18 protein-coding genes and 1 pseudogene are annotated in these 23,123 nt (G+C 69.3%); 14 read left to right on the top strand and 5 right to left on the bottom strand.

Annotated features, from left to right (window positions below; all coding sequences use genetic code 11):
• Positions 1 to 33: 33 nt before the first annotated feature.
• The 14 genes and pseudogenes from ACQ86G_RS01125 to ACQ86G_RS01060 form a co-directional block, all read left to right on the top strand.
• Positions 34 to 1,488: a UDP-N-acetylmuramoyl-tripeptide--D-alanyl-D-alanine ligase gene (locus ACQ86G_RS01125; protein ID WP_431261545.1), complete on the top strand. Its 1,455-nt coding sequence runs from the start codon at positions 34 to 36 to the stop codon at positions 1,486 to 1,488.
• The gene (gene mraY, locus ACQ86G_RS01120; protein ID WP_088406135.1) at positions 1,478 to 2,656 is read left to right on the top strand and encodes a phospho-N-acetylmuramoyl-pentapeptide-transferase; all 1,179 of its coding nucleotides are present in this window, start codon (positions 1,478 to 1,480) and stop codon (positions 2,654 to 2,656) included. The genes ACQ86G_RS01125 and mraY overlap by 11 nt, the downstream gene beginning before the upstream one ends.
• Before the next feature lie 17 nt (positions 2,657 to 2,673).
• The gene (gene murD / locus ACQ86G_RS01115; RefSeq protein ID WP_431258931.1) at positions 2,674 to 4,611 is read left to right on the top strand and encodes a UDP-N-acetylmuramoyl-L-alanine--D-glutamate ligase; all 1,938 of its coding nucleotides are present in this window, start codon (positions 2,674 to 2,676) and stop codon (positions 4,609 to 4,611) included.
• Positions 4,608 to 5,882, top strand: coding sequence for a putative lipid II flippase FtsW (gene ftsW, locus ACQ86G_RS01110; protein ID WP_431258930.1), 1,275 nt, complete (start codon positions 4,608 to 4,610; stop codon positions 5,880 to 5,882). Before murD ends, ftsW begins: the two co-directional genes overlap by 4 nt.
• Complete coding sequence (gene murG / locus ACQ86G_RS01105) at positions 5,879 to 6,988, top strand: undecaprenyldiphospho-muramoylpentapeptide beta-N-acetylglucosaminyltransferase (RefSeq protein WP_431258929.1); 1,110 nt, start codon at positions 5,879 to 5,881, stop codon at positions 6,986 to 6,988. The genes ftsW and murG overlap by 4 nt, the downstream gene beginning before the upstream one ends.
• Positions 6,985 to 8,460, top strand: a complete 1,476-nt coding sequence (gene murC / locus ACQ86G_RS01100) for a UDP-N-acetylmuramate--L-alanine ligase (RefSeq protein ID WP_431258928.1) — start codon at positions 6,985 to 6,987, stop codon at positions 8,458 to 8,460. Before murG ends, murC begins: the two co-directional genes overlap by 4 nt.
• On the top strand, positions 8,457 to 9,500 hold the full coding sequence (locus tag ACQ86G_RS01095; protein ID WP_431258927.1) for a D-alanine--D-alanine ligase: 1,044 nt from the start codon (positions 8,457 to 8,459) through the stop codon (positions 9,498 to 9,500). The genes murC and ACQ86G_RS01095 overlap by 4 nt, the downstream gene beginning before the upstream one ends.
• Positions 9,501 to 9,552: 52 nt before the next feature.
• Positions 9,553 to 10,389 (top strand): cell division protein FtsQ/DivIB, encoded by an 837-nt coding sequence (locus ACQ86G_RS01090; RefSeq protein WP_431258926.1) that lies wholly within the window; start codon positions 9,553 to 9,555, stop codon positions 10,387 to 10,389.
• Between the two features lie 8 nt (positions 10,390 to 10,397).
• Entirely contained in the window at positions 10,398 to 11,627 is a 1,230-nt protein-coding gene (gene ftsA / locus ACQ86G_RS01085) for a cell division protein FtsA (RefSeq protein ID WP_431258925.1), read from the top strand.
• 123 nt (positions 11,628 to 11,750) lie between these two features.
• Positions 11,751 to 12,986 carry a cell division protein FtsZ gene (gene ftsZ, locus ACQ86G_RS01080; RefSeq protein ID WP_088406129.1) on the top strand — a complete coding sequence of 412 codons (1,236 nt, stop codon included), beginning with the start codon at positions 11,751 to 11,753 and terminating at the stop codon, positions 12,984 to 12,986.
• A gap of 349 nt (positions 12,987 to 13,335) precedes the next feature.
• On the top strand, positions 13,336 to 15,435 hold the full coding sequence (locus ACQ86G_RS01075) for an ATP-binding protein (protein WP_431258924.1): 2,100 nt from the start codon (positions 13,336 to 13,338) through the stop codon (positions 15,433 to 15,435).
• A gap of 23 nt (positions 15,436 to 15,458) precedes the next feature.
• Positions 15,459 to 16,394, top strand: coding sequence for a UDP-3-O-acyl-N-acetylglucosamine deacetylase (gene lpxC, locus ACQ86G_RS01070; protein WP_431258923.1), 936 nt, complete (start codon positions 15,459 to 15,461; stop codon positions 16,392 to 16,394).
• A 19-nt stretch (positions 16,395 to 16,413) separates the two neighbouring features.
• The gene (locus ACQ86G_RS01065; protein WP_431258922.1) at positions 16,414 to 16,599 is read left to right on the top strand and encodes a hypothetical protein; all 186 of its coding nucleotides are present in this window, start codon (positions 16,414 to 16,416) and stop codon (positions 16,597 to 16,599) included.
• A 199-nt stretch (positions 16,600 to 16,798) separates the two neighbouring features.
• A pseudogene (locus tag ACQ86G_RS01060) lies at positions 16,799 to 17,146 on the top strand (type II toxin-antitoxin system PemK/MazF family toxin); the annotation flags it as partial.
• Between the two features lie 330 nt (positions 17,147 to 17,476).
• Here the strand turns inward: ACQ86G_RS01060 and ACQ86G_RS01055 are convergent.
• The 5 genes from ACQ86G_RS01055 to ACQ86G_RS01035 form a co-directional block, all read right to left on the bottom strand.
• Complete coding sequence (locus ACQ86G_RS01055; protein ID WP_431258921.1) at positions 17,477 to 19,282, bottom strand: ABC transporter ATP-binding protein; 1,806 nt, start codon at positions 19,280 to 19,282, stop codon at positions 17,477 to 17,479.
• Entirely contained in the window at positions 19,269 to 21,026 is a 1,758-nt protein-coding gene (locus tag ACQ86G_RS01050; protein ID WP_431258920.1) for an ABC transporter ATP-binding protein, read from the bottom strand. The genes ACQ86G_RS01055 and ACQ86G_RS01050 overlap by 14 nt, the downstream gene beginning before the upstream one ends.
• Positions 21,027 to 21,103: 77 nt before the next feature.
• Positions 21,104 to 21,898, bottom strand: coding sequence for an anti-sigma factor family protein (locus tag ACQ86G_RS01045; protein WP_431258919.1), 795 nt, complete (start codon positions 21,896 to 21,898; stop codon positions 21,104 to 21,106).
• Positions 21,899 to 22,033: 135 nt separating this feature from the next.
• The gene (locus ACQ86G_RS01040) at positions 22,034 to 22,567 is read right to left on the bottom strand and encodes an RNA polymerase sigma factor (RefSeq protein WP_431258918.1); all 534 of its coding nucleotides are present in this window, start codon (positions 22,565 to 22,567) and stop codon (positions 22,034 to 22,036) included.
• A 45-nt stretch (positions 22,568 to 22,612) separates the two neighbouring features.
• Entirely contained in the window at positions 22,613 to 22,990 is a 378-nt protein-coding gene (locus tag ACQ86G_RS01035) for a COG4315 family predicted lipoprotein (RefSeq protein WP_431258917.1), read from the bottom strand.
• Between the last annotated feature and the right edge of the window lie 133 nt (positions 22,991 to 23,123).

Below are 23,123 nucleotides of genomic sequence, written 5' to 3'. Positions count from 1 at the left end.
ACCCCGATCAACGCCGGCTCCGCAGCTTCGGGCATGCCGAGTGCGCCGATGATGACGCTCGCCCGCGCATTCGAGCTGCTGTCGCCGCTGCTGCCGGCCGCGACGCTGGTGGGCGAGCCGTCCACGCCGCTGCTGCGCGTGCACACCGACACGCGCTCGCTGCGTGCGGGCGACCTGTTCGTCGCGCTGCGTGGCGAGCGTTTCGACGCGAACGACTTCCTCGCGCAGGCGAAGGCCTCCGGCGCCGCCGCAGCCATCGCCGAGCGCGGCCTGGCCGAGGCCGGTCTTCCGGGCCTGCAGGTGCCTGACGCAAAAGCCGCGTTGGGCCTGCTGTCCCAAGCCTGGCGCGAGCAGCATCACCTGCCGGTGATCGCCGTCACCGGCAGCAACGGCAAGACGACGGTGACGCAGATGATCGCGTCCATCCTGCGCGCCTGGCTGGGCGACGCGGCGATGCTCGCGACCGAAGGCAACTTCAACAACGAGATCGGCGTGCCGCTGACGCTGCTGCGCCTGCGCCAGAACGAGGCCGCGTGGCATCGGGCGGCGGTGGTCGAGCTCGGCATGAACCACCCCGGCGAGATCGCGCCGCTGGCCGCGATGACGCAGCCGACGGTGGCGCTGGTGAACAACGCGCAGCGCGAGCACCAGGAGTTCATGCACACCGTCGAGGCGGTGGCGCGCGAGAACGGCGCTGTGATCGGCGCGCTCGGCACGGCCGGTGTCGCGGTGTTCCCTGCTGAAGATCCGTGCGCGCCGGTGTGGCAGTCGCAGTCCGTGGGCCGCGCGACGCTGACCTTCGCACTGCAAGGGCAGGCCGACGTCATGGGCCGCGCGCAATGGGTCGCGCCGACCGACGCGACCGCCGCCACCGGCAGCGCCGGACATTGGGCGATCGAGATCCTCACGCCTGCGGGCACGGTCCCGGTCGCGCTGGCGATGGCCGGCCAGCACAACGTCCGCAACGCGCTGGCCGCCGCGGCCTGCACGCTGGCCGCGGGCGCGCCGCTCGCGGCGATCCGCGACGGACTGCAATCGTTCAAGGCCGTGAAGGGCCGCTCCGCGCTGCAGACGGCGGTGTGGCAGGGCCGTCGCATCACGCTGATCGACGACAGCTACAACGCCAACCCCGACAGCGTCCGCGCCGCCATCGACGTGCTGGCCAAGCTGCCGGGCGCGTCGTGGCTGATCCTCGGCGACATGGGCGAGGTCGGCGAGCAGGGCCCCGCCTTCCACCAGGAAGTCGGCGCGCATGCCGCCGACCAGGGCCTGGCCTCGCTGTGGACCGCCGGCGCCGCCGCGCGCGACGCCGCGACCGCCTACGGCGCGGGCGCCCGCTCGTTCGACACCGTCGCCGAACTGATCGTCGCGCTGAAGGACGCGCCGCAAGTGCAGAACATCCTCGTCAAGGGTTCGCGCTTCATGAAGATGGAACAGATCGTGGCCGCCTTGCAGTCCGGCGGCCCAGGAGACCCCCATGCTGCTTAGTCTGGCCCAGTGGCTGCAGGCCAATTACTCTGAACTCGGGTTCCTCCGCGTCTTCAACTACATCACCTTCCGCGCGGTGATGGCGGCGCTGACGGCGCTGCTGATCGGCCTGGCCTTCGGCCCGTGGGTGATCCGCCGCCTGACCGAACTCAAGATCGGCCAGCCGATCCGCGAGTACGGCGTGCAGCAGCATCTGGCCAAGAGCGGCACGCCGACCATGGGCGGCGTGCTGGTGCTGATCGGCATCGGCGTGTCCACGCTGCTGTGGTTCGACTGGTCCAACCGCTTCGTCTGGGTGGTGATGCTGGTGACCATGGGCTTCGGCCTGATCGGCTGGGTCGACGACTACCGCAAGGTGGTCAACAAGGACCCCGAGGGCATGCGCAGCCGCGAGAAGTTCCTGTGGCAGTCGATCATCGGCCTGATCGCCGCGATCTACCTGGCCTTCAGCGTGTCGGAGACCAGCTTCCTCGGCGTCGTGCAGCTGTTCTTCCGCTGGGTCACGAGCGGCTTCTCGACCGAGCTGCCGCCCAAGGCCGACCTGATGCTGCCGTTCTTCAAGTCGATCAGCTATCCGCTGGGCGTGTTCGGCTTCATCGGCCTGTCCTACCTGGTCATCGTCGGCACCAGCAACGCGGTGAACTTCACCGACGGGCTGGACGGCCTGGCGATCATGCCGGTGGTGATGGTGGGCTCGGCGCTGGGCGTCTTCGCCTACGTAACGGGCTCGTCGGTGTACAGCCGCTACCTGCTGTTCCCCTACATCCCCGGCGCCGGCGAGCTGCTGATCTTCTGCGCCGCGCTCGCGGGCGCGGGGCTGGCCTTCCTGTGGTTCAACGCGCATCCGGCGCAGGTGTTCATGGGCGACGTGGGCGCGCTGGCGCTGGGCGGCGGCCTGGGCACCCTGGCCGTCATCACGCGCCAGGAGATCGTGCTCGGCATCATGGGCGGCGTCTTCGTCGCCGAGGTGCTGTCGGTGATGCTCCAGGTGACCTGGTTCAAGTACACGAAGAAGAAGTACGGCGAGGGCCGGCGCATCTTCAAGATGGCGCCGCTGCACCACCACTTCGAGAAGTCGGGCTGGAAGGAGACGCAGGTCGTCATCCGGTTCTGGATCATCACCATGCTGCTGTGCCTGGTCGGCCTGGCCAGCCTGAAGCTGCGCTGAGCGGGAACGGAACGACGATGTCCTCCCTCCACTTCCCGGCGCTCTTCCAGGACCGGCACGCGTTCGTGCTGGGCCTGGGCGACTCCGGGCTCGCGATGGCGGCCTGGGCGGCGCGCCTGGGCGCGCGCGTCACCGTCTGGGACAGCCGCGAGCAGCCGCCGCAACTGGCCGCGCTGCGCGAGCGTCTGCCGGAGGCCGCGTTCGAGCACGGCGAGTTCTCGCCGGCACTGCTGGCCACGATCGACCACAGCTGGGTGCTGCTGAAGAGCCCCGGCCTGTCGCCGCTGGACGCGCGATTGAAGCCGCTGTTCGAGCGGGCGGAAGAGATCGGCCTGCGCGTGCGCGGCGAGCTGGAACTGTTCGCGCAGGCGCTGGCGGAGCTGAAGACGCTCTACCGCTACGAGCCCGGCGTGCTCGCGATCACCGGCACCAACGGCAAGACGACGACCACCAGCATGACCGCGCTGCTGGTCGAGCGCGCCGGCCGTCGCGTCGCGATGGCGGGCAACATCGGCCCGACGCTGCTGGGGACCTTGAGCGACGCGCTCGACAAGGAGCCGATGCCGCAGCCCAAGGAGGACGAGGTCGCCGCCGACATCGCTGCCGAGGCCGATGCAGCCGAGGCTGCGGATGAAGCCGTCGTCGACCTGGCCGTGGCGTCCGTGGTGTCGACGGAGCCCGGCGAGACCGTGGTCATCGAAGACGTCGGCGACGTGCCCGAAGTGCCGAACGCCGATGTGTTGCTGGAGTCGTTCGATACGAACGAGATCGAGCCGGTCGAACCTGTGGAACCGGTTGAGCCGGTCGCGGAGTCCGCTGCCGCGCAAGCGCCGGTCGACGACCGCACCGCACTGGAAACCGTCGCCGAGCTGCTCGACGAACAGCCGCTGCCGATCAAGCCGCCGCCGCCCAAGCCGGCCGAGTTCGAGGTGCTGCCGCAGGTCTGGGTGCTGGAGCTGTCGAGCTTCCAGCTGGACGGCGTGAAGGGCTTCGAGCCGAGCGCCGGCGCGGTGCTGAACATCACGCAGGACCACCTGGACTGGCACGGCGACATGCCGGCCTACGCGCGCGCCAAGGGCCGCGTCTTCGGCGAGCACGGCGTGCTGGTCATCAACCGCGACGACCCCGAGGTCGAAGCGCTGATCCCCGCGCCGATCACGGTGAAGCAGGGCCGCGGCCGCCCGGCGAAAGTCGTGGAACGCAACGTCGTCCGCTTCGGCCTGGATGCACCGCGCCGTCCGGGCGACTTCGGCCTGCTGGTCGAGAACGGCATGGCCTGGCTGGTGCGCGCCCGCGAGCAGGAAGAAGAACTCAAGGGCCTGAAGCGCCGCAAGGACGATGAGGAAGAACTCATCATCCAGCGCCTGATGCCCGCCGACGCGCTGCGCGTGCGCGGCCGCCACAACGCAGCGAATGCGCTGGCGGCGCTGGCGCTGGCCACGTCCATCGACTGCCCGCTGGCGCCGATGCTGCACGGCCTGCGCGAGTACCACGGCGAACCGCACCGCGTCGAGTTCGTCACCTCGATCAAGGGCGTCGACTTCTACGACGACTCCAAGGGCACCAACGTCGGCGCGACCGTCGCCGCCGTGATGGGGCTGGGCGCCGACCGCGCGCCGGCCAAGCTGGTGATGATCCTGGGCGGCGACGGCAAGGGGCAGGACTTCTCCCCGCTGGCGACGCCGATCGCGCTGCATGCCCGCGCCGTGGCGCTGATCGGCCGCGACGCGCCGCAGATCGAGGCCGCGCTGCAGGACTGCGGCGTGGTGATGCATCGCCACGACTCGCTGGAAGCCGCGACGCACTGGTCGCTCGCGCAGGCGCAAGCCGGCGACAGCGTGCTGCTGAGCCCGGCCTGCGCCAGCCTGGACATGTTCCGCAACTACGCCCATCGCGCCGAGGTGTTCATCGCCACGGTGCGCGAGATGGCCGAAGACGAGGGCCTCATCGGATGAGCGCCGCGTCCTTCTTCGAGACCGTCAGCGAACGCGTGCGCGCGCTGGCCTCGCGCCGTCCGGCCGCCGCGGGCGCGGGCGGCGTCGACGTGCCGGTGCGCGACTGGGTGTCGACCTCGGCCGGCCAGCCCACGCGTCTGCTCGGCTTCGACCTGACGCTGATCTGGGTGGTACTGGCGCTGCTGGCGCTGGGCCTGCTGATGGTCTATTCGGCGTCGATCGCGCTGCCGGACAACCCCAAGTTCGCGAAGTACCAGCCGATGCACTTCTTCGTGCGTCAGAGCCTGTTCATCGTGATCGGCCTGCTGGCCGGCTGGATCACCGTGATGGTCCCGGTGAGCTTCTGGGAACGTCACGCGCCCAAGCTCTTCGTCGTCGCGCTGGCGCTGCTGATGATCGTGCTGATCCCGCACGTCGGCAAGGGCGTCAACGGCGCGCGCCGCTGGCTGCCGCTGGGCGTCATGAACTTCCAGCCGTCCGAGCTGGCCAAGCTGGCCATCGCGATGTACGCGGCCAACTACATGGTCCGCAAGATGGAGGTGAAGGAGAACTTCGTCCGCGCCGTCTGGCCGATGGCCGCCGCGCTGGCCTTCACCGGCATGCTGCTGCTGGCCGAGCCGGACATGGGCGCCTTCATGGTCATCGCGGCCATCGCGATGGGCATCCTGTTCCTGGGCGGCGTCAACGGCCGCATGTTCTTCCTCAGCGTCGCGGTGCTGATCGGCGCCTTCGTGCTGATGATCACCTTCAGCGACTTCCGCCGCGAACGGATCTTCGCCTACCTGAACCCGTGGGACGAGAAGTACGCGCAGGGCAAGGCCTACCAGCTGACGCACTCGCTGATCGCCTTCGGACGCGGCGAGTTCTTCGGCCAGGGCCTGGGCTCCAGCCTGGAGAAGCTGCATTACCTGCCCGAGGCCCACACCGACTTCCTGCTCGCCGTCATCGGCGAGGAACTCGGCTTCATCGGCGTGGCCATCGTGATCTTCGCGTTCTTCTGGCTGTCGCGCCGGCTGTTCCACATCGGCCGCCAGGCCGTGGCGCTGGACCGCGTCTTCGCCGGTCTCTACGCGCAGGGCATCGGCATCTGGATGGGCGGCCAGGCCTTCATCAACATGGGCGTCAATCTCGGCGCGCTGCCGACCAAGGGCCTGACGCTGCCGCTGATGAGCTACGGCGGTTCCGCCACCGTTTTGAATTGCATTGCCTTGGCCATCTGCTTGCGTATCGACATCGAGAACAGACAACTGATGCGAGGGGGCCGCGCATGAGCACGCGTCACCTCGTCGTCATGGCCGCCGGAACCGGCGGCCACGTGATTCCCGGACTGGCAGTGGCCGCCGAGATGCAGCGCCGCGGCTGGACCGTGTCCTGGCTCGGCACCGAAGCCGGCATGGAGAACAAGCTCGTGCCGCCGTCCGGCCTGCCGATGGACCGCCTGTCCTTCGCCGGTCTGCGCGGCAAGGGCCTGAAGCATTCGCTGCTGGGCGTCGTGCGCATGTTCAAGGCGCTCGGTCAGAGTGCGCATGTCTTCAGCGCGCGCAAGGCTGACGCGGTGCTCGGCATGGGCGGCTACGTCTGCTTCCCCGGCGGCCTGATGGCCTGGGTGATGCGCCGGCCGCTGATGCTGGTGAATGCCGACGCGGCGCTGCTGCTGTCCAACAAGGCGCTCGCGCCGGTCGCGAAGAAGATCGCCTTCGGCTTCGACGGCCTCGCCGCCGCGCAGCAGAAGAAGAGCGTCGTCACCGGCAATCCGGTCCGCGTCGAGATCGAGGACCTGCCCGCGCCCGAGCTGCGCTTCGCCGATCGCACCGGTCCGCTGAAGGTGCTGGTGGTCGGCGGCTCGCTGGGCGCGCGCGCGATCAACGACGTGCTGCCGCAGACACTCGCGCTGTGGGACGAGCACCAACGTCCGCTGGTCACGCACCAGACGGGCGAGGCGAACTTCCCGCTCGTGCAGGCCGCTTACGCGAAGCTCGGCGTGCAGGCGGAGGTCGTGCCCTTCATCAACGACATGGCGCAGCGCCTGGCCGAGGCCGACGTGGTGATCTGCCGCGCCGGCGCGGTGACGGTGTCCGAACTGTGCGCCGCCGGCGTCGCCAGCATCCTGGTGCCGCTGGTCGTCAGCACGACCTCGCACCAGCGCGACAACGCGCAGTACATGGCGCAGCACAACGCGGGCACGCACCTGCCGCAGGGCGAGCTCAGCGCGCAGGCGCTGTTCGACCTGCTGCAGCAGCCGCGCGAGCACTGGCTGGCGATGGCGTCCAAGGCGCGCTCGCTGGCACGTCCGCGCGCAGCAGGCCGCGTGGCCGATGAACTCGAAGCGCTCGTCAACGAGCGCGACGCCAAGTCGGGCAACGGGGCGCGCGCATGAAACACGCCCTCCAACGCATCCACTTCACCGGCATCGGCGGCGCCGGCATGAGCGGTATCGCCGAACTGCTGGTGGCGCAAGGCTATCGCGTCAGCGGCTCCGACCAGGGCGAGAGCGACACCACGCGCCGCCTGCGCACGCTCGGCGTCGACGTGATGATCGGACATGCCGCCGAGCACGTCGGTGCCGCGCAGGTGCTGGTCAAGTCCAGCGCGATCAAGGCCGACAACCCCGAGCTGATGGCTGCCCACCAGCTCGGCATCCCCGTGCTGCTGCGCGCGCAGATGCTGGCCGAGCTGATGCGCCCGCGTCTGGGCATCGCCGTCGCCGGCACGCACGGCAAGACGACGACGACCTCGCTGCTGACGACGGTGATGCAGCAGGCGGGCCTCGATCCGAGCTACGCGATCGGCGGACAGCTGCTGGCCGCGGGCGCCAACGCGGCGCTGGGCGGCGGGCTGCACATGGTCGTCGAGGCGGACGAGTCCGACGCCTCCTTCCTGCACCTGCTGCCGCAGCTGGCGATCGTCACCAACATCGACGCCGACCACATGGACACCTACGGGCATGACATGGCCCGTCTGCGTCAGGCCTTCGTCGACTTCCTGCACCGGATGCCCTTCTGGGGCGCGGCCGTGCTGTGCGGCGACGACGAAGGCGTGCGCAGCATCGTGCCGATGCTGTCGCGGCCGGTGATCCTGTACGGGATGGAAGCCGGCAATGCCGTGCGCGCGACCGACGTCGCCGCAGAGGCCGGCGGCGGCATGCGCTTCGTCGCGCTGCGCCGCGATCGTCAGGGTCGCGAGCTGCCGCCGCTGGAGGTGCTGCTGCGCCTGAACGGCCAGCACAACGTGCTGAACGCGCTGTCGGTGATCGCGATGGCGATGGAGCTGGGCGTCGACGACGCCGCGCTGCTGCAGGGCCTGGCGAACTTCGGCGGCGTGGGCCGCCGCTTCCAGTCCTACGGCGAGCTGCCGGTGATGGCGGCGGGCGAGGGCGCCGACAGCACTTCTGGCGTCGCGGCCTCCGGCGGTGCCGCGGGTGCCGGCACCGTGCTGCTCATCGACGACTACGGTCACCACCCGGTCGAGATGCAGGCCGTGCTGAAGGCCGCGCGCGGCGCCTATCCGGGCCGCCGTCTGGTGCTGGCCTTCCAGCCGCACCGCTACACGCGCACCCGCGACTGCTTCGAGGCATTCGCCGACGTCCTGGCGCAGGCCGACGGTGTGCTGCTGACCGAGATCTATGCCGCCAGCGAGTCCCCGCTGCCCGGCATCAGCGGCGAAAGCCTGGCGCGCGCGGTGACCGACCGCGGCACCGCGGCGGGCTTCGTCGGCGACTGGCAGGGACTGCCGCAGGCGATCGCCCACCAGGCGCGCGCCGGCGATGTGGTGATCGTGATGGGGGCCGGCTCGATCGCCGCCGTCCCCGCGCGCACCGTTGAACTCATGACGAAGGGAGGCCGCGCATGACCACGGACCTCAACAATGCTTCCGCGTCTCCGACGCCGCCCGCACCCTCGGCGCCGTCCGCGCTGTATCAACACCTCGGCATCGACGGCATCGACGCGAAGTCGCTCGGCAAGGTCGCCGTGCTCTTCGGCGGCGACTCCGCCGAGCGCGAGGTCTCGCTGATGTCGGGCAGCGGCGTGCTGGCCGCGCTGCAGTCGGAAGGCGTGGACGCGCATGCCTTCGACCCGGGTCAGCGCAACCTGCTCGAACTGAAGGCCGAAGGCTTCCAGCGCGCCTTCATCGCGCTGCACGGCCGCCACGGCGAGGACGGCACCGTGCAGGGCGCGCTCGAACTGATGGGCATCCCGTACACCGGTTCCGGCGTGATGGCCTCCGCCATCGCGATGGACAAGATCACCACCAAGCGTGTCTGGCTGGCCGACCAGCTGTCGACGCCGCGCTGGGTCAGCCTCAAGCGCGGCGAGCTGCAGCGCGAGCGCGTGCGCGCCGTGCCGGATGAACTCGGTCTGCCGATCTTCGTCAAGCCGCCGCACGAGGGCTCCTCCATCGGGGCGAGCAAGGTGATGGGCTACTCCGACATGCAGGAAGCCGTCGAACTCGCCGCGAAGTACGACGCCGAAGTGCTGTGCGAGGAATTCGTCGACGGCGCCGAGCTGACCTGCCCGGTGCTGGGCGAGGGCGCCGAGGCGATCGCGCTGCCGGTCATCGAGATCCGCGCCGAAGGCGGCAACTACGACTACCAGAACAAGTACTTCACCGACACCACCCAGTATCTGGTCGGCCAGTTGCCGGCCGACGAGCAGGCCCGCGTGCAGGACCTGGTCCTCGCCGCCTACCGGTCGCTCGGCGCGCGCGGCTGGGGCCGCGTCGACGTGATGCGCCGCAAGTCGGACGGCCAACTGTTCCTCCTCGAGATCAACACCTCGCCGGGCATGACCTCCCATTCGCTGGTGCCGAAGGCGGCGGCCGCCGTCGGCATCTCCTATCCGAAGCTGTGCCTCTACCTCCTGTCGCAATCGCGGCTGGACAGCCAGGCCTGAGTCGGCCCTCGACGAACACGCGACACACGCACACGAGACCCGAGCCATCGCCATGGGCGCCACCTTCACCCACACTGCCAGCCCGCTGCCGCCGGACATCCGCGTGATGAACGGCGTGGCCGGCCTGCTGCTGGCCATCGTGGCGCTGGCCGCGGGGGCCGTGGGTCTGCATTGGCTGGCGAGACAACCGGCGTTCTCGATCAAGTCGATCACGGTGGAGGGCGACGTGAGCCGCAACAGCAGCGCGTCGCTGCGCGCGAACGCGCTGCCCCGGCTGAGCGGCAACTTCCTGACGATGAACCTGCAGCAGGCGCGCGCCGCGTTCGAGGCGGTGCCCTGGGTGCGTCATGCCACGGTTCGCCGTGTCTGGCCGTTGCACCTGATCGTCGCGCTCGAGGAACACCGGCCCGCCGCCTACTGGGAAACCAAGGCCGACAACGCCGACGCGGACAGCGAGGCGGTCGTCGATACCCGGCTGGTCAACAGTTTCGGAGAGGTTTTCGAGGCCAATCTCGGCGACGTCGAGGACGAAGACCTGCCCACGCTGGCCGGCCCCGCCAAATCCTCGGCCGCGATGCTGGCGATGTGGCGGCAACTCGATCCGCTGACCCACGGAAAACTGGACGAGGGCGTCGCCCGCCTGGATTTGTCCGGCCGCGGCTCCTGGAAGGCCACCCTGGAAAAGGGGGCGGTTGTCGAACTCGGCCGCGGCAGCGAGGCGGAAGTCGTCGCGCGATATGGCCAATTCATCGCCAGCATTCCCCAGATCACCGCCCGCTACCGCACCGCGCTGGTATCGGCGGACCTCCGCCACGAATCCGGATATGCGGTCCGGCTCGCGGGCGTGACGACGGTTACCACTGCGCCCAAGGGCGCCAAGAAGAATTGAGGACAGGCATGGCCAAGGAATACAAGGATTTGGTCGTCGGGTTGGACATCGGCACCGCCAAGATCATGGCGGTCGTGGCCGAGGTGATGGGGGACGGCCAATTGCGCATCGCCGGTCTGGGGGTTGCGCCCAGCCACGGTCTGAAGCGCGGCGTCGTGGTCAATATCGACGCCACCGTCCAGTCCATCCAGCAGGCCTTGAAAGAGGCCGAAATGATGGCCGACTGCCGGATCTCGAGGGTTTATACCGGGATTACCGGCAGCCATATCCGCGGCCAGAACTCGACCGGGATGGTGATCGTGCGGGACAAGGAAGTCACGCCAGTGGATGTCGCCCGGGTGGTGGAAACCGCCAAGGCGATCAATATCCCTAACGATCAGCGCCTGCTTCTGGTCGAACCCCAGGAATTCGTGATCGACGGCCATGAGGTGAAAGAGCCCATCGGCATGAGCGGCGGCCGGCTGGAGGTCAAGGTCCACATCGTGACCGGCGCCCAGAGCGCGGCGGAGAACATCGTCAAGTGCGTGCGCCGCTGCGGGCTCGAGGTCGAGCAACTCGTTCTGAATCCTAGCGCTTCCAGTTTGGCGGCACTAACTTCGGACGAGCGCGACCTGGGCGTCGCCTTGGTCGACATCGGCGCCGGCACGACCGACGTGGCGATTTTCACGGGCGGCTCGATCCGTCATACCGCGGTGATTCCGATCGCCGGCGACCTGATTACCAGCGATATCGCGATGGCGCTGCGGACCCCGACCAAGGACGCAGAAGAAATCAAGGTCGAGCACGGCGTGGCCAAGCAATTGCTGGCCGATCCGTCCGATCAGGTGGAAGTGCCGGGTTTGGGCGACCGGGCACCCCGCATGCTCTCCAAGCAGGCTTTGGCCGGGGTCATCGAACCTCGGGTCGAGGAAATCTTCTCGCTGGTCCACCAGGTCATCCGGGAATCCGGCTACGAAGAGCTGCTTTCTTCCGGAATCGTCCTGTCGGGCGGTTCCTCGGTGATGCCGGGGATGGTGGAACTGGCCGAGGATATTTTCCTGAAACCGGTACGTCGGGGAAATCCGACCTACAACGGCGCGTTGTTCGACATGGTGGCCAATCCCCGTTCGGCCACCGTGATGGGATTGTTGGAGGAAGCGCGGCTGTCGCGCACACGGGGATTCAAGGCGGCGCAGCAGGCGGGGTCCGTGAAGACCTTGTTCGGTCGCGCCAAGGACTGGTTCCTGGGGAATTTCTAAGAAGCTGGCACTGACCGGCTCACGCTTTCTTTACGACGTTTGAGGGTTTTGCCCCCTAAAAAAGGGCCGATCCCACTTCTATTTTGCTGATGGCAACTGCACAATATGGACAGGAGGTTTGATATGGCGATCGAGATGATCGAAGAGTTTGATCAAGGCACCCAGATCAAGGTGATCGGCGTGGGCGGCGGCGGCGGCAACGCGGTCGAGCACATGATCAGCCAAGGTGTCCAGGGCGTGGAATTCATCGTGGCCAACACGGATGCCCAAGCCCTGAATCGCTCCAAGGCCGATCAACTCCTGCAACTGGGCCATACCGGCCTGGGCGCCGGCGCGAAACCCGAGGTCGGCAAAACCGCCGCCGAGGAAGCCGAGGCGCGCATCCGCGAATCCATCACCGGCGCGCACATGCTGTTCATCACCGCCGGCATGGGCGGCGGGACCGGCACCGGCGCGGCGCCCGTGATCGCCCGCGTGGCGAAGGAAATGGGCATCCTGACCGTCGGCGTGGTCACCAAGCCGTTCGAGTTCGAAGGCAACCGCCGCGGCAAGGCCGCGGACCTGGGCCTGCAGGAACTCGAGGCCAACGTGGACTCGCTGATCGTCGTGCTCAACGACAAGCTGCTGGAAGTGCTGGGCGACGACGTCACCCAGGACCAGGCCTTCGCGCACGCCAACGACGTGCTGAAGAACGCGGTCGGCGGCATCTCCGACATCATCCACATGCCGGGCCTGGTCAACGTCGACTTCGAAGACGTCAAGACCGTGATGAGCGAGCCGGGCAAGGCGATGATGGGCACGGCCGTGGCGGCCGGTCCGGACCGCGCGTCCAAGGCCGCGGAAGGCGCCGTCGCCTGCCCGCTGCTGGAAGGCATCGATCTGTCCGGCGCGCGCGGCGTGCTGGTGCTGATCGCGGCGAGCCGCAACAACTTCAAGCTGGCCGAGAGCCGCAACGCGATGACCGCGATCAAGCGCTACGCCGCTGAAGACGCGCACATCATCTACGGCACCGCCTACGACGAATCGCTGGGCGACCAGCTGCGCGTCACCGTGATCGCGACCGGCCTGAGCCAGCGCGCCGCGGCGCGCCAGCAGCCGCAGCTGGTCGTGCAGCAGCCGCAGCTGCGCACCGGCACCGACAACATGCCGGTGCTGACGCAGCCGGTGGTGATGCCGGGCTCGGCCGCCGCGCAGGGCTCGCCGGCCGCCGCGCCGATGTCGGCCTCCGACTTCGGCGGCATGAGCGTGCCCAGCGTCTGGCGCCATGGACGCACCGCCGCGGCCAAGGTCGAGGCGCTGTCGTCCAACGGCATGGACGAGATCGAGATCCCGGCCTTCCTGCGCAAGCAGGCGGACTGAGACCGACCTCCCTCGAACGCCATCAGCTTCAAGGCCGTGTCCCTCCGGGGCCACGGCCTTTTTCGTCCCAGCAGCCGCCACAGCCGCCAGTTGGGCGCCCCGCGTCGTTGCAAATCCTCGCCATAGCTGGGCTATGGCTGCGGTTTGCGCCTAGCGGTGCATCCCAACTGGTGGCTGTGGCGGCTGCTGGGCGCCCGCATTCGAGGGGCCTTTGTTGCAATTGAAGGCTCGTCCCGGACTGTGAACTTCGGCACACTGGCGCGCGATCACAAGACAGAGCGGATGCATGGTCCAGGGTGAGGTTGGGGAAACGTCGTCGGCCGCGCGCGCGCTTCGGGCGCGAGCGTGGGTGCGACGTCCGTCCACGCCGCTGCTGATCGCGCTGCTGGCCAGCCTGGTGCTGGCGCTGCTCGTGCTGGCGCCCGACGTGGGGCGCGCGCAGGGCGGGCAACCCGCGCATGCGACCGGCGCGGCGCCGCATGCGCAGGTGCTGCAGGCGTCGCCGCTCGGACCGGCGCGGCCGGTGCCCGAGATCGCCCAGCCCGCGGGGGCGCAGCGCGCGGTCGTGGCGGAGGTCGCCACCAGCGACTGGACGCAGGATCAGCTGAAGGCCTGGTGGCGTGCGCTGCGCGTCATGGACGGCGCGGACGGCGCGCTGCCGCAGGGGCTGCTGCCGCCGTCGGATCCGAAGGCGTGGCAGCCGGTCGAGCTGCCCGAGGTGCAACAGCGCGGCGCCGCCAGCGGCGCCGACGATGCGCGCTTCCAGATGCGCTGGTACCGCGTCCGCTACGCCGCGCCGAACGGCCGCTGGCCGACCAGCGTCGCGCTGTACATGCCACGTCTGGTGGCGCTGGCGGCGGCGGTGCTGGTGAAGACGGACGACGGCTGGCGGCCGATCTTCGACAACCAGTCCGGCGCCCGCGAGCAGTGGGTGCGGCCGCTGTGGGTGGTGCTGCCGGCGGCGTTGACCGAGATCCAGCAGGCGCGCGAGATCGAGGTCGTCATCGCCGTGCCGGTGATGCAGGCCGGTTACTACTCGGTGTCCAGCGTGCGGCTGGGCGCGCGCGAGGATCTCGAGCCGCGCCACGACCGCCGCTGGGTGCTGCAGATCGGCGTGCCGCAGGCGACCGGGTTGACGCTGGTGACGCTGGGGCTGTTCGCGCTCGTGCTGTGGATCAAGCGCCGCGAGGATTCCTCCTACCTGCTGTTCTCGCTGGCCACCGTCGCATGGCTGGTCCGCAACCTGCACTACCACCTGGACCTGCCGCGCACGCGCGACGCGCTCGAATGGTTCTGGTGGGTCACGCACGCGTCGATGTCGTGGGTGATGCTGCTCACCTTCCTCTTCGCGCTGCGATTCGCGCAGCAGCGTTTCGCCCGCTTCGAGAAGGGCGTCGCGCTCTTCGTGCTGATCTCCAGCCTGTCGTCGGTGCCGCTGTGGGGCAACGGTTTCGACGCGCTGGTGCTGCTGCACATCTGCAACGCGGTCGTCGGCCTGGCGGGCACCGGGTTCGTCGCGAGCGTGGCCTGGCGCCAGGGCACGCGCGAGTTGCGCGTGATGGCGGGGGCGCTGGTGATCGGCGTCGTGCTGGGCGTGCATGACCTGGGACTGCTCGCGGGCTGGTGGTGGCCGGAGCACATCTACCTGATGCCGTTCGCCACGCTGGTGATCCTGGCGAGCTTCCTGTATGCGGTGCAGTTCCGCTACATCGAGGCGCTGCGCGGCGTGGAACGGGCCAACGGGGAACTCGGCCAGCGGCTGCAGGAGCAGAGCGCGCAGCTGAGCGCGCAGCACGACAAGCTGCGCGAGGTCGAGCGCCAGCAGGCGCTGCTGCTGGAGCGGCAGCGGATCATGCAGGACATGCACGACGGGCTGGGTTCGTCGCTGCTGTCGGCGATGGTGGCGGTGGAGCAGGGCACGATGCCGCAGGAGCAGGTCGTGACCGTGCTGCGCGAGTGCGTGGACGACCTGCGGCTGGTGATCGACTCGCTGGAGCCGGTGGGCCACGACATCGTGTCGCTGCTGGCGACGATGCGCTACCGGCTGGGCAAGCGGTTGCAGCTGGGCGGGCTCAAGCTGGAGTGGGACGTGCACGACCTGCCGCCGCTGGAGTGGCTGGAGCCGCCTGACGCGCTGCACGTGCTGCGCCTGATGCAGGAGGCGCTGACCAACGCGCTCAAGCATGCGCGGGCGTCGCGGGTGCGGGTGGTCACGCGCGATCTCGGCAAGCGCGTGGAGATCCGCGTCGAGGATGACGGCGAGGGCTTCGATGTCGCCTCGATCGCGCAGGGCCGCGGGCTGCGGGGGTTGCAGCGGCGCGCGAAGGTGCTGGGCGGTTCGTTGCGGGTCGACAGCAGTCCGGGCCACGGCACGGTGGTGACCTTGCGGCTGCCGGTGGCGGTGGCCGATCACGAGGCGGTGATCCAGGCCAGCGCCCAGCAGGGTTGACCCCGATTTGGGACAATACGCCCATGATCAAGCAACGCACCATCAAATCGCTGACCCGCGCGGTCGGGGTCGGCATCCACAGCGGCCAGAAGGTGGAGATCACGCTGCGTCCGGCGGCGCCCGGCACCGGCATCGTGTTCCGGCGCGTCGACCTGGCCCAGCCGGTCGACATCCCGGTGAACACGCACAGCGTCTGCGACACGCGCATGGCCACGACGATCAGCCCGCAGGGCGATCCGGGGCTGCCCAAGGTGCAGACGATCGAGCATCTGCTCTCGGCCTGCGCGGGCCTGGGGCTGGACAACCTGCTGATCGACATCAACGCGGACGAGGTCCCGGTGCTGGACGGTTCGGCGGCCAGCTACGTCTTCCTGCTGCAGTCGGCGGGCATCGAGCTGCAGAACGCGCCCAAGCAGTTCCTGCGGGTGAAGAAACCGGTGGAAGTGCGCAAGGGCGAGGGCAAGGGCCTGATGTGGGCGAAGCTGACGCCGCACCACGGCTACACGCTGAGCTTCCAGATCGAGTTCGACAACCCGGCGGTGTCGGCGACGGGGCAGCAGTACGTGTTCGACATGGGCAGCGGCCAGTACAAGCGCGAGATCGCGCGGGCGCGCACCTTCGGCATGACCAAGGACATCGAGCTGATGCGCTCGCGCGGGCTGACGCTGGGCGGCAGCATGGACAACGCGATCGTCGTCGACGACTACCGCGTGCTGAACGCCGAGGGGCTGCGCTACGACGACGAGTTCGTGAAGCACAAGATCCTGGACGCGATCGGCGACATGCAGGTCGTGGGGCATCCGCTGCTGGCGGCGTACACCTCGTTCAAGGGTGGGCACGCGCTGAATAACCTGCTGCTGCGCGAGCTGCTGTCGGACGCCGAGGCGTACGAGATCGTGACCTTCGAGGACGAACGCGACGCGCCGGCGGGGTTCGCCGAGCTGGCGCCGGCGTGGTGAGCCGCGGGGATCGCTGAAGGTGCTCGTCTTCCGCCTCGTCTTCGCGCTGCTGCTGGTTGCGGGCCTGCTCTGCTTCGCCGTGTACATCGGCACGAAGCAGCCGGTCTGGCGTCGCCGCGGCATCCTGCTGATCAAGTGGACCGTGACCGCCGGCATCGGCTTCTTCGCGGTGCTGATCCTGGAGCGGTTGGTGTTGCTGGTGTAGTCGTCACAGCGTCGCTCCGCTCCGAATGATGAAAGCCGCTCGATCGAGCGGCTTTCATGCTTTCAGGGGCGAGGCTTCACGCTTCCAACCGGGGACCTCTCGAGCATGTCGCCCCTGAGGGCGAGCACGAATCGCCACATCCCCCTTCGCGCTGATTTTCGGAGCTGCTCCTGCTCGCAACACTGCATCGCTTCTTCCAATGCCGGGGTGCGGTATGGCGATCAATTTCGCGCCGAGGGTCGGTCAAATTCTTCAATGCCAGTTCGGACAGTTCTCTGCTGCCGCGATGGCAGCGCAAGGGCCGCCAGACTTCAATCGACGAATCCCGCCGGAGATGGTGAAGAACAGGCTGGTGGTTGTGCTGAACGGGCGTTTGAGCCGACAGTCCAGCATCGTCGTACCGTTGTCCCGTTCGCAGGATCTATCCAAGACGCATGCCGGCGTGCACGTGGAAATCGCTTCCGATGCGATCTGCGACTTCGACTACTTCACATCATGTCGGCGATGGGCCAAGGCGGACTGCGTTCATACGGTAAGTAGTCGACGCCTGATGCCGCTGACGGCGGAAGGTCGCTTGGTGGAATGGGTGCTGAATACGGAACTCGTGCTGCTCGTTCAACGGGCAGCCATCAAGGCGCTGAACGCCAGTGCGTTGCTGATTCCGATCACTGAACAGGCGATGCTCATCGAGGGGTTCGACCACTCAAATCGACGACTTGATGCCGGAGTTGGCTGCGGTCAAAATCCGTTCTGCCCTTTGAGGCCTATCCTGCTTCCAGCCCTTCGGGGAATCTTCTGGAAAACCGCCCTTCGAGGCCTTTGGAAGCCCGGTCGAAAGACCGGGCTTCTGTTGTTCAGGACTGCGCGCTCGCTGGCATTACTCCTCCAGCGCCTGCAACTGCACCAGCCGCTGGTAGATCCCGCCGTCGATCGCCATCAGTTCGTCGTGCGTGCCACGCTCGTCCAGGTGGCCGTGGTTCAGCACCACGATCTGGTCGGCCTCGCGGATGGTCGACAGCCGGTGCGCAATCGCGATCACCGTGACCTGGCCGCGCAGCGCGCGCAGCGCCTCGCCGACCTGCGCCTCCGTGGCGCTGTCGATGTTGGCCGTCGCCTCGTCGAGCAGCAGGATGCGCGGATCGCCGGCCAGCGCGCGCGCCAGCGCGATCAACTGCTTCTGCCCCGTCGACACCGCCAGCCCGCCATCGCCGAGCAGGCTGTCGTATCCCTGCGGCAGCGCGCTCAGGAACTCGTGCGCGCGCGACGCGCGGGCGGCGGCCTCGATCTTCTCGTCGGAGATCGCGCGTCCCATGCGGATGTTCTCGCGCACGCTGCCGGCGATCAGATAGGGCTCCTGCGGCACCAGGCCGAGCGCGGCGTGGAAGGTCTCGTCGGGCAGTTGATCGAGCGGCTGGCTGTCGATCAGGATGCGGCCCTGCTGCGGCTGATAGAAGCGCAGCAGCAGCGCCAGCAAAGTCGACTTGCCCGAACCCGTATGCCCCGCGATGCCGACGAAGCTGCCGGCCGGGATGTCGAGGTCCAGGTCGCGCAGCACCGGCTGCTCCGGCTTGTACGCGAACTGCAGGTGCTCGAAACGGATCGCGCCCGCGCCGACGACAAGGTCTGGCCGATATGACCGCGGCTCGCTGGGTTCGCGCAGCAGCGCCCGCACGCGCGAGGCGGCCACCAGGGCCTGCTGCAGCTGGCTGAACTGCATCGTGATCTGGATCAGCGGCTCGACGACGCGCGCGATGTACGCGAGGAACGCGTACAGCAGTCCGACCTCGATGCCGGACACCTCGCGCAGCCCGAAGCCGTAGATCACCGTCACGATCAGCAGCACGTTGAGCAGGTCCAGCGCCGGACGCAGCAGCCAGGCGTTGGCGCGCAGCTCCTGCACGCGGGCCTCCAGCTGCGCGCGGTTGGCGGTCTCGTAGCGCGCTGCGAAGCGCTGCGCCGCGCCGGCCGACTGCAGCATCGCCATGCCGGCCATGCTCTCGGCCATCTGCGCGTTGAGCTCGGCGCGCAGCGCGCGGGCCCGCTGCACCGGGCCGCTGCTCGCGCGCTGGTAGAGCCAGATGATCCCGGAACTCGCCGGCACCAGCGCCAGCACGATCAGCATCAGCCGCCAGTCCAGCCAGGCCATCGCCACCAGCGCGCCGGCCACGACGATGGTCGAGTCCAGCATCACGAACAGTACCTGCCGGTACAGGTTGTTGACCGCGTCGGTGTCGTTGGTGATGCGGCTCAGCAGCTGGCCGGTGATGCTGCGGTCGAAGAAGGCCATCGGCTGCGCCAGCACGTGGGCGTAGACCTGCTCGCGCAGGCGCAGCACCGACCGCCGCGCGACCGAGGCCATGCGCCGCAGCTGCGCGTAGCGCAGCAGGCTGGCGGTCCAGCCGGCGAGCAGCATGGCCCCCAGCAGCAGCGCCATCGGGACCAGCTCGAAGTGGCGCGTCAACACATGTGCGTCGATGAAGTGCTTGCCGAGGATCGGTCCGATCGCCTCGAGCGCCGCGGCGACGACCAGCCAGCCCAGGCCCTTCACCAGCCCGCGGCGCTCCGGCGCGGCGGCCTGCGCCAGCAGCGCCAGCGCTTCGCGCGGCGAGTGGTCGTTCTGCGGATTCGTCGGGTTCGTCGGGCGCTTCCCGTCCTTGCCGGACGCGGTCTCAGGCGGCGTCAAGGCTGGCCTCCAGTTGTTGATATCGCCACTGGCCGGCATACCAGCCGCCCAGCGCGAGGAGGTCGTCGTGACGGCCGCGCTCGACGATGCGGCCCTGCTTCAGCACGACGATCTCGTCGGCCTCCATCACCGCCGACAGCCGGTGGCTGACGACGGCGAGGCTGCGCTCGGGATGCCGCTGGCGCAGCTCGCGCCAGTGGTCGAGGATCTGCGTCTCGGTGCCGCTGTCGACGGCCGACAGCGCATCGTCCAGCAGCAGCACCGGCGCTTCGGCCAGCAGCGCCCGCGCGATCGCGATGCGCTGGCGTTGTCCGCCGGACAGCGTGACGCCGCGCTCGCCGACGAGCGTGTCGTAGGCCTGCGGCAGCCGCGTGATGTCGTCGTGCACGGCGGCCAGTTCCGCCACCGCGCGGACCTGTTCGCGCGTCGCTTCCGGGCGCGCGAGGGCAATGTTGTCCGCGACCGATGCCGAGAACAGGAAAGGCTCCTGCGGCACCCAGGCCAGCGTGCGTCGCAGCGCGGCCAGGCGGATCTCCGGCGCGGGGACGCCGCCCAGCCGCACGGCGCCCGCATCGGGCTCGTACTGCCGCAGCAGCAGGCGCAGCAGCGTCGACTTGCCCGAACCGGTCGCGCCGACGATGCCCAGCGTGCGGCCCGGCGGCAGCGTCAGGGCGATGTCCTCGAGCGTCGGCTGCGACATGCCGGGATAGCGGAAGGACACTTGATCCCATGCGAGGTCGGCATGTGCCGGCACCTCGTGGGCGCCGGTGTCCACCAGACTGACCGGCGCGTCGAGCACGGGCTGCAACCGTGACCAGGCCGCGCGGCCGCGCTCCAGCAGCGACAGCACCCAGCCCGCCGCGAACATCGGCCAGATCAACTGGCCGAGGTACATCGTGAACGCGGTCAGCTGGCCGATGCTGATGACGTTCGTGCCGACGAGCCAGGCGCCCACGCCCAGCGCGATCACCGTCGCCGCGCCGAGCGACAGGCCCACGGCCGGTTCGAACATCGCCTCCCAGCGCTGCGCCTGGTAGGCGGCGTCGCCGGCCTCGCGGGCGAGGTCGCCGAACTGCTCGCGGCTGCGTCGCACGAGGCCCAGCGCGCGCACGGTGCGCACGCCGGCGAGGCTGTCCTGCACCTGCTGGTTCAGCGTCGAGAAGCGCTTCAGCGAGTCGGCCGAGGCCACGTGGATACGCGACGAGATGCGCCAGAACGCGTAGGCCATGAGCGGGAAGGGCACCAGCGCGGCCAGCCCCAACCGCCAGTCGACGCTGATCGTCATCATCCCGAGCACGAGGACCAGCGTCAGCGAGCCGTCGAAGGCGGCGAGCAGCGCTTCGCCCGCGGCCATCTCGATCGCGTCGACGTCGTTGGTCGCCAAGGCCATCAGGTCGCCGGTGCGCTGCGCGTGGAAGAACGCGGGGCCCTGATTCGTCAGTTGCGCATACAGCCGCATCCGCAGCTGGCGGCCGAGTTCGTAGGCGGTGCGGAACAGCGCCAGGCGCCAGCCCACGCGCAGCAGGTAGATCGCGAGGCCGGCCAGCACCAGCAGGCCGAGCTGCCCGATCAGGTCCCAGCCGGCAAGGCGGTGCGACACCAGCGCGTCGACGACGTGACCGACCTGCCGCGGGATCCAGACCGTCAGGACGGCGATGGTGCTGAGCATCAGCGCGCTGGCCGCGTACGGCCGCCAGTGGCCGCGGATATGGCCGAGGATCAGGCGTGAGAGGGACGACGACATGGCGGCGCATTGTGCCCGCCGGGCTCTGACCGCCGGAAGGTCAGGGGCATGGTCCGGGCGAGCCTCAGGGCGCGGGTTCAGGGCGCGGACGACGCCCGCGCGATCATGCCGATGCGGGCGTGGACCAGGTCGGTCAGCACGCGCAGGCGCCGCTCGTCGAAGTTGCCGCTGAGCGCGTAGGCCAGCTTGCCGTCGATCCAGAAGAGGCTGCGCGTGGTCTGGCCCGCTTCGACGCGCTGCATCAGGCGGAAGGCCACCGGCGCTTCGGGCGACGCCGCACCGGTGCTGACATAGAGCGTGAAGCGCTCGCCGGCTTCGTTCTCGTACATGAACTGCGCGCGGGCCAGCGCCGTGCCGGTGGAGGCTCCGGCGGACGTGCCCGCCGCGGCGTCATCGCCCGCCGGCAGCAGCCGGCCGCCGACCAGCTTCCAGCCGTAGTCGCGCAGCATCGGCGCATACAGCGGCTGGCCGAGCCGCTTGCTCAGCCACTGCATCAGGTGGTCGGCCTGGTCGGCGCCGACCTCGACCGGGTGCCGTTTCTCGGGCTGGTACACGGCGTGCGCGATGGCAGCGTCGCGGACGTATTCGGGGATGGACGGATCCCGGCCGGCGGCGCGCGCGGCGGCAGCGGCGGCGGCCATCTCGGCGGCTTCCTTCTTGCCGTACCACCAGGCGTGACCGCCCCAGCCGCCGGCGACACCGGCCCCCAGGCCGACCGCCAGCAGCAGCGCCGCGGCCCAGGCGCGCGGCCAGCGCGGGCCATTCGCGGCGGGCGGACGCAGCGCGGTGGTCAGCGACGGGGGCACGGGCTCGTCCAGCCAGTCGCGATGCAGCGCCTTCAGCGATTCGCGCTGTTCACGCCAGCCGAGCACCTGCTGCGCGGCGCGTGGGTGGCGCAGCAGCCAGTCCGCGACCTGCGCGGCGCGCTCGGGGGAAGTTGCCCGTCCACGTAGGCGTGGAGGGTGGATTCGTCGAAATCGATGTCGTCGGGCGTCATGGTGCGGCGCTCATTTCACCACCCGCAACGGCGGGCGACCCGGTGCCGCGCCGTCCATCGACAGGCGCAGCCGCTCGCGGGCGCGCGACAGCCGCGACATCACCGTGCCCACCGGCACGTCCAGCACGCGGGCGGCGTCCTGGTAGCTGAGTTCCTCGACGCAGACCAGCAGCAGGATCTCGCGCGCCGTCGCGGGCAGGGCCGCCAGGGCCCGTTCGAGATCGAGCCGCAAGGCCACCCGCTGCTGCGGCTCCTCGATTGCCGGCTGCGGCGCGTCGTCCTCGTCCAGCGAGTCATGCAGCGCCTCGCGCGCGTCGCGCCGCTGGTTCAGGTAGAGGCGGTGCATCAGCGTCAGCAGCCAGTTGCGCAGCGCGTCCTGGCGCGTCGGTCCGGGCTCGGCATGGAACAGCGCGCCCTTGCGGGCGGCGCGTTCCAGCGTGTCCTGCAGCAGGTCGTCCGCCCGGGCGTGGTCGCCGCACAGCAGCCGGGCGTGGCGGCGCAGGCGGGGAAGCAGCGGGAGCGCTTCGTCGAGGACCAGGGGCATGGGCGAGTCGGTCTGCGGGAGCTCTGCCTCTACGGCGTTACGGCTTTACGGCTTGGCCGTGTGCCAGACCTGGTTGATGCCGTCGCCCGTCTTGTCGCCGGGCTTGGCGTCCTTGGCCCAGAAGTACAGCGGCTTGCCCTTGTAGGCCCACTGCTTGGAACCGTCGTCGCGGGTGATGATGGACCAGTCGCCGGAGACCTTGTCCTCGGCGCGGGCCATCAGCGGCGGCCAGTTGGTCGCGCAGCCGCCGTTGCACACGCTCTTGCCGTTGCCGGCGGTGTCCTTGTCGAAGGTGTAGAGCGTCATGTCGTTCGGGCCGACCAGCGCGTCGCCCTTGGCGGTCGCGGGGGCCGTCTGCGCGGCGGCGAGGCCGGCGGCGGCCATCAGGAAGGCGGCGGCGGTCAGTTGGAAGGTCTTCGTCATGCGGAGTCTCCTGGGTTGAAGTTCAGGTGGGGGTATTGCATGAACACCGGGGCCGGGCCACTTATTCCATGAGTCCGTTTGTCCACCCTCCGAGGGATCGCCACATCCGAGGCGTGTCCCTAGGATCCGACGG

The sequence above is a fragment of the Roseateles chitinivorans genome, from assembly GCF_050632145.1.
Classification (GTDB): domain Bacteria; phylum Pseudomonadota; class Gammaproteobacteria; order Burkholderiales; family Burkholderiaceae_C; genus Roseateles; species Roseateles chitinivorans_B.
The sequence above is the reverse complement of the archived record's forward strand: the minus strand, read 5'-3'. Positions and strand labels throughout refer to the sequence as shown.